13 protein-coding genes and 1 pseudogene are annotated in these 14,900 nt (G+C 41.6%); 7 read left to right on the top strand and 7 right to left on the bottom strand.

Annotated elements, in window-relative coordinates; genetic code table 11:
- The first annotated feature begins 774 nt into the window (after window positions 1-774).
- Window positions 775-990 (top strand): hypothetical protein, encoded by a 216-nt coding sequence (locus BANH1_RS05350; RefSeq protein WP_015398367.1) that lies wholly within the window; start codon window positions 775-777, stop codon window positions 988-990.
- A 1,431-nt stretch (window positions 991-2,421) separates the two neighbouring features.
- Here the strand turns inward: BANH1_RS05350 and BANH1_RS05340 are convergent.
- On the bottom strand, window positions 2,422-2,775 hold the full coding sequence (locus BANH1_RS05340; protein WP_015398366.1) for a hypothetical protein: 354 nt from the start codon (window positions 2,773-2,775) through the stop codon (window positions 2,422-2,424).
- A 1,567-nt stretch (window positions 2,776-4,342) separates the two neighbouring features.
- On the opposite strand from BANH1_RS05340, the gene BANH1_RS07075 reads away from it, so the two are divergent.
- The 6 genes and pseudogenes from BANH1_RS07075 to BANH1_RS05300 all read left to right on the top strand — a co-directional run bounded on the left by BANH1_RS07075 (window position 4,343) and on the right by BANH1_RS05300 (window position 9,610).
- Window positions 4,343-5,035, top strand: a complete 693-nt coding sequence (locus BANH1_RS07075; RefSeq protein ID WP_144050547.1) for a hypothetical protein — start codon at window positions 4,343-4,345, stop codon at window positions 5,033-5,035.
- 23 nt (window positions 5,036-5,058) lie between these two features.
- Window positions 5,059-6,093 carry a major capsid protein gene (locus tag BANH1_RS05330; RefSeq protein WP_015398364.1) on the top strand — a complete coding sequence of 345 codons (1,035 nt, stop codon included), beginning with the start codon at window positions 5,059-5,061 and terminating at the stop codon, window positions 6,091-6,093.
- A 90-nt stretch (window positions 6,094-6,183) separates the two neighbouring features.
- Window positions 6,184-6,534, top strand: a complete 351-nt coding sequence (locus BANH1_RS05325) for a Bbp16 family capsid cement protein (RefSeq protein ID WP_338022604.1) — start codon at window positions 6,184-6,186, stop codon at window positions 6,532-6,534.
- Between the two features lie 103 nt (window positions 6,535-6,637).
- A complete protein-coding gene (locus tag BANH1_RS07415) occupies window positions 6,638-6,796 on the top strand; it encodes a hypothetical protein (RefSeq protein WP_187287491.1) in 159 nt (52 codons plus the stop codon).
- Window positions 6,797-7,429: 633 nt separating this feature from the next.
- Window positions 7,430-8,010: pseudogene (locus BANH1_RS07555) on the top strand (integrase arm-type DNA-binding domain-containing protein); the annotation flags it as partial.
- A gap of 382 nt (window positions 8,011-8,392) precedes the next feature.
- Entirely contained in the window at window positions 8,393-9,610 is a 1,218-nt protein-coding gene (locus tag BANH1_RS05300) for an MFS transporter (RefSeq protein ID WP_041583054.1), read from the top strand.
- A gap of 1,098 nt (window positions 9,611-10,708) precedes the next feature.
- Here the strand turns inward: BANH1_RS05300 and BANH1_RS05295 are convergent.
- From BANH1_RS05295 to BANH1_RS05270, 6 genes are all read right to left on the bottom strand, one after another.
- Entirely contained in the window at window positions 10,709-11,701 is a 993-nt protein-coding gene (locus tag BANH1_RS05295; RefSeq protein ID WP_015398361.1) for a tyrosine-type recombinase/integrase, read from the bottom strand.
- A gap of 3 nt (window positions 11,702-11,704) precedes the next feature.
- The gene (locus BANH1_RS05290) at window positions 11,705-12,301 is read right to left on the bottom strand and encodes a lambda exonuclease family protein (RefSeq protein WP_015398360.1); all 597 of its coding nucleotides are present in this window, start codon (window positions 12,299-12,301) and stop codon (window positions 11,705-11,707) included.
- Between the two features lies 1 nt (window position 12,302).
- A complete protein-coding gene (locus BANH1_RS05285) occupies window positions 12,303-13,397 on the bottom strand; it encodes an AAA family ATPase (RefSeq protein WP_015398359.1) in 1,095 nt (364 codons plus the stop codon).
- A gap of 18 nt (window positions 13,398-13,415) precedes the next feature.
- Window positions 13,416-13,925, bottom strand: coding sequence for a hypothetical protein (locus BANH1_RS05280; protein ID WP_015398358.1), 510 nt, complete (start codon window positions 13,923-13,925; stop codon window positions 13,416-13,418).
- Complete coding sequence (locus BANH1_RS05275) at window positions 13,922-14,146, bottom strand: hypothetical protein (protein ID WP_041583052.1); 225 nt, start codon at window positions 14,144-14,146, stop codon at window positions 13,922-13,924. Before BANH1_RS05275 ends, BANH1_RS05280 begins: the two co-directional genes overlap by 4 nt.
- Before the next feature lie 143 nt (window positions 14,147-14,289).
- Window positions 14,290-14,670 carry a hypothetical protein gene (locus BANH1_RS05270; protein ID WP_015398357.1) on the bottom strand — a complete coding sequence of 127 codons (381 nt, stop codon included), beginning with the start codon at window positions 14,668-14,670 and terminating at the stop codon, window positions 14,290-14,292.
- Between the last annotated feature and the right edge of the window lie 230 nt (window positions 14,671-14,900).

Here is a 14,900-nt window from a genome sequence, read left to right as displayed (position 1 = left end):
TTATAGAAATGTAATGATGAATGCTCAATAGATGGCCTACATCAACATATTTATTATGTACCTGGTCGCTCAAAAAAGCGATAGTCGGAAACTGTACTGATTGCTTATTTGTGTCTTCCAACGGGTATATTAATATCAGCGGTACCTATGCTCATGACATCAGAAGCTTTTATGAGATTATCGGCAAAGAAAGCCACTCCATGAACTATGGGATCTTTTGAACTATGCAATCCTCTATTGTATTAAATATGGCACAGGCTATGTGGGGGTATGATACTAACCCCAAGCTATGAATAGTCAATAAATCCTGATCTTACAGGGCGTTATGCTATTAAACATGTTATAGGGAGCTATTTTTCTTAAAAAAGATTAAAGCTTGTTTGCAGTGAAAGCCACGAGCACGTTATGCTGGCTATTCCAAGGCGAACAGCGTGCGCTTTTAATTCTTTTAACAGGGGGCGCCGGCAAATAGGATCTCATCTTGTATAGAATAGGCACCGATCTATCTGACATCGAAGGGCATGACCGACAGAAGCCTATCTTAGCTTGTAAAATGTTAAAATACAATACTTACGGTTCTGAGCTTTGCGGGCGGTCGTATTAACGGGAGAAGTCGTTTTATAAGCGACCTTACTGAGGAAGCTCATGAGATTCAGCTTTTTATTAAAAGCTTGAATATTATGCGTTATGTGTTTATGATGCTGCCGCTTGTGGATGTTGAGTTCGGTCTTTGAGCGGTAGTGAAGCGGTTGAAAGCAACATAATGGTGCGGTCATGAAAAAATATCTCATTATCATCGGTGCGGCAATTTCTGCCTTTTTGGCTGTTCTGCTCAAGGTCTTTAATCTTGGACGGAACGAAGAGCGGAGTAAACAAAAACAGGATGATTTAAAAGCGGCTGAAACGAGAGTAGAGGTTGATCATGAAGTCGATCAAAGTGGTGATGATAGTGTGCGTTCTCGCCTCTCTAAGTGGGTGCACGATGAATAGAGTCTCGCCCTGTGTAGGGTGGACGCCGATACATCCGACGTCGAAGGATGTGGCGGGCATGAGTTCGCAGTTAGCGCGTCAAATTTTAGAACACAACGCTTACGGGGCTAAGGTGTGCGGGTGGAAGACGGCGAAATGAGCAGCTTTTATTTTTCTTCGTCATCGCAATTATTTTTAAAATGTAACGCGTTGTAGGTCTATTATGTCCGTAAAGGGAGGCTATCGTTGCCGCTGTTTGTGTAGTGCGGGGTGCGGGTTCTGAGGCGTATACAAAGTGTTCCTAACCGGGTTGTCAAGGAGCGGGTTTACCGGTTAGTGAGGCGGTGGGGCGTTAATAATCTATATTGCGCGGGGTAAAGTTATCCTACGGGCGTCGTTTCGATCAAGCGCCGAGGCGTTAGCGGCTTTTGCTGAAGCTGAAGAAGATTTTTAGCACAGTTTGATAGTGTCGGTAAACTAATGGTGGACTTAAATGTGGAAGATTGAATGCACCACCTCTTTTAAGCGCGGCTATAAGCGTGAGAAGAAGGGGCGGTGTCGCCTTATTGAGGAGGAGCCCAAAAATCGCTGAAGCGTTAAAATAATCGGTATTTAAAAATTAGGCACTGTGGTTACGCTTAGCTGGAAATTGGGAAGATTATTGAGGTTGGTATATCCAGTCCAGTGGGGTGTTGATTGACCGTTTCATTGGTAAGGACAGATTGGTTTTTGTGCGCGTTGGTTTTTATCTCGCGCATATTTATGTTCCAGGGAATATCAAGAATGTTATTGAAGTAAAATTTGGACTGAATATTTGACAGAAGAAAATATGAGGTGCAGAAGTTCGCATTTTGATTCACAATGTAGGTATAATATATTGAAGATATTGGCTAAATAGGTTTTCTTAAATTCGCGATAGGTGATTTTACAGTGCGCTCAGAGGCTCTTTTCTGCTTCTTAAGCGTACAATTTTTTTTGGGGCTGCCCGTTATTGTAACGAGGTAATCCGCCAGTTTATTCTTTTTACGTTGCAGAATTTTATAGCCCTTTTAGCTTACTCTAACTCTTTTTATTTGCTTTTTGCCAAACTGGTTATTTGTTTGTTGAGTTTAAACTTCTCCACAAAGCTTCCCGCACCATCTTTCGCCGATTTAAGTGCTTTTTCGCTCTGTTGTTGCATTGGACATATGCCTGAAAGTTTCGAATTTTTTGGTGGTGAGATAGCGATTGCCGTACAGCCGCATAAAATCGGAGGACTTCTGTAATTAATGCCAAAAATTGACATTGTATGCCACAGCGCTGATATTTCTTTATTATTCGATTTAAAGTCGTTTCCCGCTTTAATATGAAGGTGCCAACATATTACCAGGTCACATATTAAACAATGGTCTGATACAGCTTCCGCTAGCAGTGATGAAAATGCAGGGCACCGCCCGCGCGACACATCAAGCTCTACTTAAAAATGGTCGCGTGAGAAACGGAGCCCTTTAAAAAAATGCTTCCTCGGGCAATACCAGAATTTTCTACTCTTTTGGTAAGCGCTTTTCCAGCCAAAACATATTTGTCCAAATCCCATAAATTATTTTTGCTGCCCACATTTTTATTCGATTCTGACAAGTCTATTTGTGTTCCTGGAATTTTGCTTAATCTTCCGGTAGCTTTACTTAAACTAGAAACTAAAGTGAAAAAAAGAGATAATTTCAGGTGAAAACCTTTGTTTATTTCAAACCCACTTAAGTCGCTGAGGTCTGAAAGATGACACCCCGGCGGTTGTGTTGTAGTATTCAGGCTCAATTTTTCCTTCACTATTGATTACAAACCTCATTGCAATTCCTATTTTGAGTAAAAAATACGTGATTTGGGGCGTTCTATAAGAAGATATAAAGTTTTCTATGTGGTAAAAATCTGCGCTAAAGAACGTAAATTACCGATGAAATTATTGAGAAAGACCCGTGTAGGGGCGGACAGATTTAATACAGGTACCTCTTCCACAGACTACGCATTTCGCAGTCTATGATCAGTTGTGAGATAAGTGAGAGGCGCATTCACCTTTTAGCGACAAGAAGTTTATCGAGCTCAGTTTTTGTCAAACTTGAAAAAAAATTTGTCAATTCCTTAAATTTGTCTTCTTGTGTTTTACTGATTTATCCTTCTTTGACTTGGCAAAGCCATGAACGAAAAATTCTAATTTACTAACTTTATAGAGACGACAACCCGATAACCGCTACACTTCCCTTGGCCGTCTTTGCGTCTTTGGCTATTCTACGCTTTATAACATGACTTCCTAAATCAGTGTGTATGATTCCGGCTTCCGTTTCTTTGATGATAGCTCAAAGCTTTTCGTCGCGAAGTTATTCTTTTTGGCAAATTTAGCGAACGATTTAAGTTTAAAAATTTCCCCCTTTTTCGCCCATATATGTGATTTAGTCCTATAGTATTTTTTTACTTGACTTTCCAAAAAAGTTCGATTAAGTTGCGCGAATTCAATGGCAGAATTGTGTCCAGAGGCAGGAATGTGTTCCTGCTTTTTTGATTCAAAGGCTCTGTTATTTGTTGTTAAAACTCTTTATTTTCTTATACTTAGATACTTAATTCCTCAATCTTAGTTATTCCTCCGACTAAGAGGGGAGGCTTATGTCTTTCTGGCGGCGCTAAAGCCTATGGTGCTGCTGAGCAAATTAGCGAAAAATTGATGTTCGTTTTGAGGGTTGCGTGTTTTCTAGCAAACATTAACAGCGGACAGGCGGCCATAGGCTATCTCATGGTCCTGAATGAAGCGTTTTCAGTGATTTTTGACTATATCTTTACCAAATTTTGAAGCGAATGATAAGTGATTTTCACAATATTTTCGCGCCGGCATGACCTGCATTGGCCGTTTATTGTGGGAATTTAGAAAAACAGGAGATCTGTAAGATCACTAGCATCGGGAGAATATTGGGAGCGCCTGAACAAACAGCATTTGCGCCTCGTATATCAGAGGAAAAGTTTCAGCTTTTTTTGGCCAATTGAAGAATATTAGGTTTATTGACCAAGGTTATTTCATAAATATACTCTATTTGCGTTTTTAAAGGTCGCTGGCTAGCTTTTTATTGTAATGATTGTTAAATTAATCAAGGAATAAAAATGCTTTCCTGTGGCCTTTATTTTTATTTTGTGATAGAATCAGAAGCAAGCAAAATAATCAATGATTGGTGAATTTGTTTAGATGAGACCGGAAGAATATATCGGAATATATAATTTTATGATGAGACTTGAACTTTCTTTTCCCCCTTCTGTCGATGTTCCTTATGCCAATGAAGGTTATAAACGTGGCCGGCATAAGACAGTTTTGACGAAGTATGGATTACAGAGGCAGCCCGCGGAATTAAAGAACATGTCCGATGAACAAGTAAATTCTGATGTTGTCATGCAGCAGCCAGATTCACCGCAGCAAGAGGTGAGCGCTTCACTTTATGACAACACAGAGAGCCAAGAAGTGCAGCAGGCTCAATCAGATCAAGATCAATCGGAACCACAACAAAAGGAGGATGTGCAGACCGAAAAAGAGAGCAATAGTCAGGAAAATGATCAAGATAAAAACTCTTTTGAAATTCTTGGTGCGCCTGAAAATTATAGTTTTAAAGAATTTGAAGGGGCAGATTTTGATCCAGTTATTCAGGACGGATTAAAGGAAGCAGCAAGAGAGCTCGATCTCTCCCGAGCAGCCATGGATAAGTTTATGGATAAAATGGCGCCCCTTGCCGTTCAGCGACAGCAAGAGCGCATGGCGGAACTTTCTCAAGGATTTATAACAGCCTCAACCAATGACAAGGAATTTGGCGGCGAGAGATTGCAGGAAAATCTGGGTCTCGCCCAAAAAGCTATGGGGCAATTTGGTTCACCAGAGTTGAAAGAGTTTTTAAACCAATCGGGATTGGGCAACCATCCTGAGCTTATCCGCACCTTTTATCGTGTGGGTAAGAATATGAGCGAAGACGGCTATGTAGGGAGTTCTCAAGGTGCAATGACGAGAGGAGAAACCCCTAAGGACTTCAATGGCATGGCGCGTGCTTTTTATGAAAATTAATCTAATCTTTAAGGAAATATATTATGGATAATACAACAACCTCTTTACCCAGTTCTGATCTCACCCTTGCCGATTGGGCCAAGCGGCAGGATCCTAATGGTAAAACCCCCATCATTGCAAATCTTTTATCTCGAACCAATGAGATTTTGCAGGACGCTGTTTATAAGGAGGGTAATTTGCCCAAGGGTGGTGAACGCGTTTTTATTCGCACGGGGCTACCGACAGTTTATTGGCATGCTCTCAACAAAGGGATTCCTTCCAGTAAATCGACGACAACCCAAGTTGATGAGATTTGTAGCATATTGGAGGCACGCTCAAGTGTGGATAAAGATTTAGCAATGCTCAGTGAGAATATATCACAATTCCGCTTATCGGAAGACATAGCTGTTTTGAATTCGATGAATCAAGAGCAAGAGCAAATGCTATTTCATGGTGACCCGGAGAAGAACTCAGAATATTTTCTTGGGCTCGCACCTCGTTATAGCGATATGAAGGCAGAAAATGGGCGCAATATCCTTGATGCAGGGGGTCGCGGTTCAAATAATACCTCTGTTTATCTGGTGGTTTGGGAGGAGCAGACGGTGTATTGTCATTTCCCAAAAGGCTCAAAGGCCGGGCTCATTCACCGAGATTTAGGCGAAATGGATATTACAGATCCAGAGGGTGGCAAATATCGTGGTTATGAGTCTTTATATCAATGGCGTAGCGGCCTTGTTGTTAAAGATTGGCGTTATGTGGTGCGCATTGCCAATATTGATATTGACGATTTAAACGAGCAGAAGGGAACGCAAGCTCCTAATGCACCAACGGCACTGACAAAGCTTTTAGAGAAAGCTATTAGTCATATTCCTAGGCCTGAGCGTGGGAAGCCGGCTTTTTACATGAACCGATCTGTTCATGAAGCGCTTGTCATGTCGATATTGGATAAGAGCCATCCAGCTCTGATAATTGAAAAAGGCCTTATGCTATTTAGCGCGCCTTATTTATTATTGGGCTCCCGGGGCGTGCCCTTACGCCGCGTTGACGCGCTTTTAAACACCGAAGAAGTCGTGGAATAACGGGGAAAGAAACAGATATGATTACAAATCATCTTTTAACATTCAGCAAAGAACAGGTGGTGAAAGGAACCAGCTATTTGCGCTACAGCATTGACCTGTCTACGCAAGGAAATATTAGAACTGGTAAGCCTCTTTACATGCATTTCTCAATTCCACAATCCTTTGAGGGGGGGAGAAAGTGTAGAGTTTCAATTGGTGATTGCCGATAGTGAAGATCTTAAAACAAATGAGACAGTGATTGGAACAACAGGCGCTGTTCCCGTCGAAAAATTATCGCAAGGAAAGACTCTGTCTATCACTATTCCTCCTCTTACATCAAAAGGCCAGCGCTATCTTGGAGCTAAATATGTTGTTGATGGCACGAATACAAGCAGCAAGGTGAATGGCTTTATTGTCGAAACTGTTGGGAATTGGATGGAAGTCCATTTTGCATTGATGTGAAATATTTAAGGAGGATCTACACTCATCTGTAAGGCAAAAAGGACGTGCTTTGTTGGCAAAGCGGCACGACGTGAAGGCGAAAGTTTAAATATAATGGGCTCCAATGACCATCTTGGATCGGCGACAGGCGCTTTATTCCACGTCGAAGGTTGTTCCAAAAATGATTATGTTAGGAGACGCAAAAGAAACAGGGACAAATCTTAAGCACACAAAAAGCCCTGGCAAAGCACACGCAATTTATGGGGATAATATTGAATTATGAGATCATATTTATCCTGTCTTAAAGAGCCCGAAATTTAGGCAATGTGTGCAGCTAAGCAATACGCATAAATTCAATATTAATTAAATTATCAGCCCCCATTTTGGGGGCTTTTTTTATGAGGTAACACATGCAGAATAAACAGAAGATCATCCGTAAAAAAGATATCAAGGATTTAAAAGAAAAAGAGTCCAAATCTTTGTTTAATTTTTCAAATCATTACAAAAAATTCAAAATGCTTACAAGGATGTTGAAATGGGTTATATTACGTCTTCTAGTATTCACGCTCAGAACATCACAGTTCATTGACGCAATTAATAATATCATTACTCATATCGAAAAATGGTTTCCGAAAATTTGAATCTATTTCCTCTACTTAAAAAAGGTAAAATAACACTCTCAACGTGTTTTTACGTCTTTAAAGAAGGCATAGAAGAGTCCCCAAAAGCTTTAAAAAGCGCTTTGGTGCCCAGAAGAGGCAACATATTGAAATTACAAGATAAAGAAAAAATTATCCCGTGTTATCAAACGGATTGATATTGCAATATATTTTTGTTTCCCCCAGCATCACTGAAAATCATTCAAGTGCACGCTGAAAGATGGACTGACAAGTCATAATAGAAGATGGGCGGGAACATGCGAGCAATGAATCGTTTAAGCGTAAAATCTGTTACTGCGCTGTCTACTGGGAAATGTAATGACGAAGCAGGCTTATGGTTGGTGAAAACGACTATCGAAACCGGCGAGTGGGTTTTGCGATTTACAGCGCACGGACGATGGCGAGAGGATGGGGCTCGGCGCTATCAATACCGTATCTTTAAAGGAAGCACGGTGGGCTGCTGAACAATGGCATTCTGTATCACGTGAAGGCTATGATCCTATCAAGCGACTGGTAAAGCTGAAACGCGAAGCGGCCAGTAACCTTCACTTTTTGAAAGATATCGCTGCGGATACTTTCGAGAGCCGTAAAGCTGAATTAAAGAGTGATGGTAAGACAAGGCGCTGTTTTATTCCTCTTCAACTTCATATTTTACCCGAGCTTGGCAATGTACCGGTATCGGATATAGATCAGGCAGATATCCGGGATATTGTATTCGGATATAGATACTCTTGCACCCATCTGGCATAAAAGGGCTGATACAGCTCGCAAGGTGATAAACCGCCTTAATATCTGCTTGAGACATGCGGCGGCTTTGGGAGTTGATGATGAATTCCAGTTATCTGTGCTTTATACACTCTTAAAAAATGGTGCTTTTAAAGAGAGGCTAGCTGTGGCATGCTTAATGATGGAAATAAGTTCCCGGATCGGGAGTGCACGTCCTTCTCCCCCCACACAAAGGTATCAAAAATAGAAGATATTATAAAACTTGCGTCATATACCATATTACAATGGATACCGCTTTTGACACCAAAAGAACTATTGGCATCTGCGAATGGTCATTGTATCTGTTTGCCCTATAGCCAGCTCTACGTGCGGTTTTTATATAAATGTTCTCTGGGAATCAAAATAGATATAGCCGATTTAATTTTCGAATTATCAAAAATTGAACGGCGGACATGTTTGGATCTTACCGCAAGTTTGGCATCATGGGGGGCACTATGCCAAGAATAAAATTTAGTATTTTTCTACAGCTTTGTGCTTGCTTTATGCTAACTTTTGCAAGCCTTTCCGATGAAGCAGCGCAAATTACCTTTGCCTTGCGCTTGGCAGAGAATACAAAATTCGTCTCTGCACTTTTGTCAACAGGCTTATTATGTGGCATCGTTTCAAGCCTTGCAGCCCCTTATTTATTGCATCGTTTTGGACCTTTTAAACTTATTTTGGCTGTTTTTTGTGGCGAAGCAGCTCTTATTGCTATTGCGGCCTTCTCAAGCCAATTTTGGGCCTATATTATACTGTCAGCGGCTTTGGGATCGGTCCTTTCAATGCTGTGGTCAGCAATTTTTGTGGTCATACCCGATTTTGCCGAAAGTGAGCAGCGTTTGGATTGGATTAACCGCGTTGTTCAAAGTTTACGCAATTTTGGCTATGTAGGCGGCCCATTAGTGGGAAGTTTGTTTTTCGACTATCTACAAAATACTCACGGAATGGTGTGGTTGGCGGTAGCGGTTTTGCTTTCGGGCTTTATTATGAAATTCTGTTTAAAAAAGCTCAAAGCAGAAGAAAGGCATAAAAACAAAGAAGCTTTCAGGGATGAAAACACAGCAAAGAAGGTCAAAAAGCACCTCGACCTTGTAGGGCTGTTTGGTAAAAAAGCGATCACTTTCGTATTGATTCCACTGATTATCACAATCATCTTTATTTCAGCGGAAGGGGTTTTGCTTATCGTTTATATGCGCAAAATTCTTAATTTTGATGCTCCAATCTATGGCCTAATTGTGAGTGCCACAAGCATTGGACTTGTTTTTGGTCCCTTACTTTTTACTGGGCTTTTTAAGCGCTTGGGCTACGCACCAGGAGCATGTTTGGCCGCCACATCTATCGGGCTTGGAATATTTTGTTTAGCAAGCAGTATAAATGTTAAGTTCATGCTATTATCATCCTTATTAATAGGGATAGCTAATGGTGTGCAAAATACGCTAATGGCTAGCTTTATGATGAAGCATATCCCTAAAGAGCTGCGTAAACAACAAATGCCTGCCTACGCATTTATCCTTCAAACGTCAGTTCTTGTGGGTTTTATAGGTGGCGGATTTATCGATTTAATTGACGTCCAATCCGCTCTTATATGGATTGGCATCATCAGCATGACTGCAGGTATCATTGGCATGATCGTAAATTTTTATTGGGAAAAGTTGCGCGAGCGCGAAACGTAAGGACCTAAGGGTTTAATTCCGTCATTTGGTGGTATAGTAGATGTAGTTTTTAGTCGTGAATAGGGGGCATCCTACGAAATCAATACAGCTAAGGAAGTCGGAAGTCCTCATCGAGCGTTATGCCATCCATCGGCCCGAGAACCGCAGAAAAATAGAAAAAGCGTACGTCCTAGAATATTATGATATCGTGGACTTTAGTGTGAAGGTAGACTTAATGGCTGCGGGAATTAAAGATAGCGTACAAATTCGACGGGGAAGAGAGTTAGTGGAAAAAATAGACTTTGTACTCTTGTGATCATTGGGTACATAATATGCTTTTTAAGCGTTTCAGTCATTTTTGTTGTATTGGATTTGGTGACGGCGGCGTCTGTCTATGCGAATATTTTTAGTATGTTGACCATAAGTGAGGCGGCATCGACACTTTCAACTTTATCTATACAACAGGATAAGCAGCCTTGCCGGTGCTGCTTGTAGTGCCGAATTAGCGCTTATAGAGCTCGTAGAGACAACGGTTATCAGGCAGGGCGATCATGACGTAGATTCCTAGTTGCGTGACAGTGGCGTATCCAAGTACCTCGTCGAGAAATTTAGTGTGCTAATTACTCGGCATACATTAGTGTGTCTAGCAATAAACAGCGATGGTCCGCGCGGGAATCTTGTAAGCACTCTTCGGTGTAATCAGCCGGAAGATTTAGATGAATGGGCGATCAGTGATCCGTCTTTCTAATCAGATCAATAGCAAAAAAAGCGCGGAAACTCAAAAGTACAATCGTGCCTATCTTAGAAAATTCTGCGGGTTTCCTCCTGTACGGCAACCAAGCGATTGAAGATATAAGGGACACACATTTCGTGTTTCACAGGCACAGGGAGATAGGCACAATTGTAATATTTTCAAAAGATATGATCTTTCAATAAGTCTCGATTAAGATCATTCAAGCGCGCACCGAAAGGCGGGCTGAAAAGTGGGCCAAAGAAAGTTATATATTCATAACTAATTATTTTTATTATATTTTTGCAAATATAATGGTGCCCAGAAGAGGGACGAGATCACGAATATGCGACTCATCATTGTTTAATTTTGCTATGTTTTTTCACTGTTTATTCTGAACTTTTATTGAGTTTATTGATTGCTTCAATAGCAAGTCTCCTTCTATCTGCTGTTTTTGTGTAATGCGACGCCATGGTATCATCTGTCCAACCGAACAGCGCTTTCATTTGTGCCAGTGTCGCGCCAGAATTTGCAGCACGTGTGGCGGCTATTTTTCGCACACCGTGAGCAGATTTTTTAATCCCAGCTTCATTACAAGCTTTACGGAAATAATTTCCAAAGCTTTCTTTCGTTAAAGAATCCCCTTTTTCACCGCATATAAAATTGTCAGAACCAGTTTTGCCACGCTCCAGACTATCTTGAAGTGCCGGTAAAAGGGGGAGGTGAACTTCTGTTTGAAAGCCACTTTTCTCCGTTGTTAAAAATAAGATACCGTCTCTAACATCTTTCCAGCCAATACGGACCGCATCACCACGACGCAAGCCCGTATAAAGCAAAACGTCAAGCCATACACGCTCTTTGGTACGCTCGGGCCAATGCGCATAATAGGTTTCTACGTCTTTTTCTGTCCAAGCTATAAACCCATCTTTGTTCTGATATATAGCTCTTTTAACGCCAATCGCTGGGTTTGTAATAATATAATCCATGTCAACAGCCCACTTAAATAAGCCGCTCATGGCTTTCATAAAATTACCAGCGGCTCCTGGTTTATCCTGTTGCGCGTTCACAGTGTGCTGTAACGTCTTCTTAGTAATTGCTGAATAGGGGACGTGACCGCTCTTATTGATCAAGCGCGTAAACACAGATTGACGTTGACGACGTGTGGGTTCGGATAGTTTATTCCACTCAATACTTTCATAATATTTGCAAATAAGCTCTTCAATTGAACCCTTTTTAGGGTGCCTAGGTTTTGATAACTTACTTTTAAGGCTTTCATAACCTTTGCGGACAAGCCCTTTTATTAAACTCTTCTTGGGTTCTTCTTCACGTCTCTTGACGGTTGCATCAAGATTCAAGATCTGTACAGCTTTTTTTGAAGCCATGATTTAATTCCCCCCAGAACAGAGCTGTTCTTCCATTTGATCAATTTCTTCCAGAGCCTTTATGACTTTTTCTTCCACTTTTTTAATAGCGCTATCATCACGGAAAAACCGCTTCACTCTCATGCGAAATTTGGTGGGAAAGCGTGGATCATAGGACATGAAGTCGCACCATTGTCGGCCTGTACAGGCCATCTGAAATATCATTTGTCTCATATATTCTTCCTTAGGTTCACCCGTCACCAAGAAGCCTATGTGGGTTTTGCTTTCAGGGCACTTGACTTCAACCAGGCCTTCATCACCGACAAGACCATCAGGGCTTGCTCCAGCCATTTCGATTTCAGGGTGGTTGATAAAAAAGACCTTTTGCACCTTATGCTTCGTTGCAAATGCGTAAGCATCAAGAGCCTCTTTTTCATGATCTATGCCCCATTGCATGGCAGCTGTGACTTTATGTTCTTTCAATTCACCAGTGAGGCGTTCAGATAATTTCTCAAAAATATATCCCTCGTAAGTCGCTTTGCCCGAAAACAGCTTACTAACACCACTAGCCGTGATTTTGCCCAAGCGGGCTTTAAACCATTCAGTTGTACGTTGTTCCATGTTATACCTCACGAGAGCCAGAGACTTGCTCATGAAGCATATCTTTGAGATGAGCTAAGAGCTCTAATGCTTGCGTCTCTGTTAAAAAGCCTAATGAAGGGACACGTGCATATTTGAGAAAAGATTCTTCATCACGACCTAATGCCGACAATATATTCTTAATTTCTGTCTGCTGTGCGTCTGTTATAGTGGTGGTGTCTTGTAAATCCTCATGATCAGGGATATGTCCAATTTGATCATAACCTTCGGCAATGCCCTTAAGTGTGTCTTTGAGATGGGAGAATTTATGCTTGGTTTCTTTGTCGAGACTATTCCACCATTCAAGCAAAGCCTTCGTGCCGTTTGAGGCAGCTATCATTCCGTTTCGCTTTAACAGTTCCTGCTCTTCGTCAATGGCAACGCCCATATTACTCCATTCAAGCACTGCCGTACCAGAGCTAATGTCAATTGGCTTATTATCTGGAAATGCATGACGAATATCACCTGGACATTTTTTTATTTCTGGGAAATGAGTGCCTTCCGATAGCATCATTGATATTGTCATTTCATAGGGGAAGGATTTGTCTTGGATAGGGGCGTAGCCTTCCTTGACAATTTCTCTTCTGCCCTCAACCGTTACTTGCTTGAGGTCATCTTTTACCCGACAACAAAAGATTAAATGTGCGTTGGTTTGTACAAGTTCACGAATAAGCTTTTTATGGTCCTCCTTTGGTTTTATCCAGCAGTGCAATCCTGGTTTTTTTGTTTTCATTTCGGCGTTTTTTGCTTGTTCAAGAACGCCGCCTGGACCTTCCCATTCATCAGAAATGCTATCAATAATGATCGCTTTATAACCGGCCTCTTCAAATGCTTTAACAGCTTGTATATAGCGCTCAGCTGTAAAGGGCGGGTCAAGGTCAATGACATCAAAACCACCTGCGATATCTGCGTAAAAGCACGAGCGTTTATTTTCGGTGTCAATCAGGCCTATTTTCCCGTTTGGTCCCGCCAAACCACGGGCGTATAATAGGGCGCTATACGTCTTTCCTGAACCAGATGGGCCAGCGATTAAAGTTAGAGTATGCACCTGTTCGCGGACAGCGCGTTGGATATTCATTATTGCTCTCCCTTTCCATCAGGCTAATTTGTTGTCGAAGATCTGTGTGCACCCGCTAACCACTGCATCGTAGTGGAGTTCAGTGTCTCCATAAACCCGAGCACTGTCGTGAATAGTTGCGCGACATGAAGCTCGCGCCTTGCCATAAATTTGCGCATTATCATGGATACGTGCATCTCCATAAACTCCAGCATTGTCCATGACACACGCATTGCCGTAAACCCGTGCAGTTTCTGAAACCCACGCCTTGCCATACACCTGCGCATTGTCGTAAACCCACGCGTTGCCACACACCTGCGCATCACCGAAAATTTGCGCATTATCACGGATACATGCATTGTCATAAACCCTACCATTGCCGCTAATCCAACAATTGCCTTGTTGAGACAGGTTCTTTTCGCTTTCAACAAAGCCGCCTAAGTCACCGGCTTTAACGTCACCAAAGTCACGTAGAGCACGGATCCTATAAAGTTCTTTTTTCATCAATATTTTTGTCGTCTCATTCGTGAGTTCATATTTCTTTCTCATAATTTTTGCCCTATGATGGACAAGATACATGCGGTAAATTCCAGGAAAATAAGGGTGTATAGCAGCCTAGACGCTTTCTTATAATCGCTCTCAATGTCCTTGAGTTTACGGGCGTTATTTTTCGCAGCTTCACAAAGTCCACACACCTCATCAGTTTCATAACTGATCATTCCGTGTCCTAATTTTTCGATCTCACCTTTAACATTATATTCGTGTCCCATAATCTTTCTCTTTCTATAAATTTAGCAAATAGAGTACCTTCTACAAAAGCATGCGCTAGATGTAGTGTTTAAGGCTCTATATGAAGGGGGAATAAAACGGGAAGTCCTAAGGGCGAGAGTCCTTCAAAGCTTCTCCGCTTAAACTATAAGAAGCGTAACTCCAAAGCACTCTTTTCATCTTCCCAATAAGGACGGCTTTTTTCGCCTTCCTGTATATGGTTGTGGTTCCACAGGGCATCTGAATCTTTGACAAATTGTGGAACTTCACTCTCTTCATGAACATCTCGCCCTTGTGACTCTTCCTCTTGAATCCAAATCCGTGCTACCTCTTCCGTATAATCGGTAGCTCCTTTCTTTTTCTTGTCTGTTAAGTCAAAGCTTTCGATAGCGTAAAATTGCTCATCAGTTAAGAATCTAGACAATTCATTGATAATTTGTCTCAATTCTCTCAACTTCTGAAAGGATATAGTTATAGGGAAATAGATAAGCTCTTCGTTATTGGGGGTAAAAGTTAATTGGTACATTTCGTCACCAGCTTTGAGTCAACTTTCTCGTTACCTCTTTTCCAAACCCGAATATAGCCTCTGGGACCGGCTGGATAATCAATAAAGGTTACCTTCGTTGGCTGCTTTGCCCTGTCGTGATCAGTAGAAGATGTCCTCTTATGAAGACGATACCGCGTAATGAGTCTCTTTAAAAATCTCATTTCCCCACCCTTTTCTGTAAGTAATTCTGTTTCACACCAGATCGGCTT

Origin of the sequence: Bartonella australis AUST/NH1, from assembly GCF_000341355.1 — a bacterium.
GTDB classification, from domain to species: Bacteria; Pseudomonadota; Alphaproteobacteria; order Rhizobiales; family Rhizobiaceae; genus Bartonella; species Bartonella australis.
The sequence above is the reverse complement of the archived record's forward strand: the minus strand, read 5'-3'. Positions and strand labels throughout refer to the sequence as shown.

Bases quoted from the DNA above. Each gene is read 5' to 3' on its own strand.
- BANH1_RS05300 (WP_041583054.1), top strand. From the start codon at position 8,393: ATGCCAAGAATAAAATTTAGTATTTTTCTACAGCTTTGTGCTTGCTTT.
- BANH1_RS05350 (WP_015398367.1), top strand. From the start codon at position 775: ATGAAAAAATATCTCATTATCATCGGTGCGGCAATTTCTGCCTTTTTG.
- BANH1_RS05275 (WP_041583052.1), bottom strand. From the start codon at position 14,146: ATGGGACACGAATATAATGTTAAAGGTGAGATCGAAAAATTAGGACAC.
- BANH1_RS05280 (WP_015398358.1), bottom strand. From the start codon at position 13,925: ATGAGAAAGAAATATGAACTCACGAATGAGACGACAAAAATATTGATG.
- BANH1_RS07075 (WP_144050547.1), top strand. From the start codon at position 4,343: ATGTCCGATGAACAAGTAAATTCTGATGTTGTCATGCAGCAGCCAGAT.
- BANH1_RS05285 (WP_015398359.1), bottom strand. From the start codon at position 13,397: ATGAATATCCAACGCGCTGTCCGCGAACAGGTGCATACTCTAACTTTA.
- BANH1_RS05330 (WP_015398364.1), top strand. From the start codon at position 5,059: ATGGATAATACAACAACCTCTTTACCCAGTTCTGATCTCACCCTTGCC.
- BANH1_RS05270 (WP_015398357.1), bottom strand. From the start codon at position 14,670: ATGTACCAATTAACTTTTACCCCCAATAACGAAGAGCTTATCTATTTC.
- BANH1_RS07415 (WP_187287491.1), top strand. From the start codon at position 6,638: ATGACCATCTTGGATCGGCGACAGGCGCTTTATTCCACGTCGAAGGTT.
- BANH1_RS05290 (WP_015398360.1), bottom strand. From the start codon at position 12,301: ATGGAACAACGTACAACTGAATGGTTTAAAGCCCGCTTGGGCAAAATC.
- BANH1_RS05295 (WP_015398361.1), bottom strand. From the start codon at position 11,701: ATGGCTTCAAAAAAAGCTGTACAGATCTTGAATCTTGATGCAACCGTC.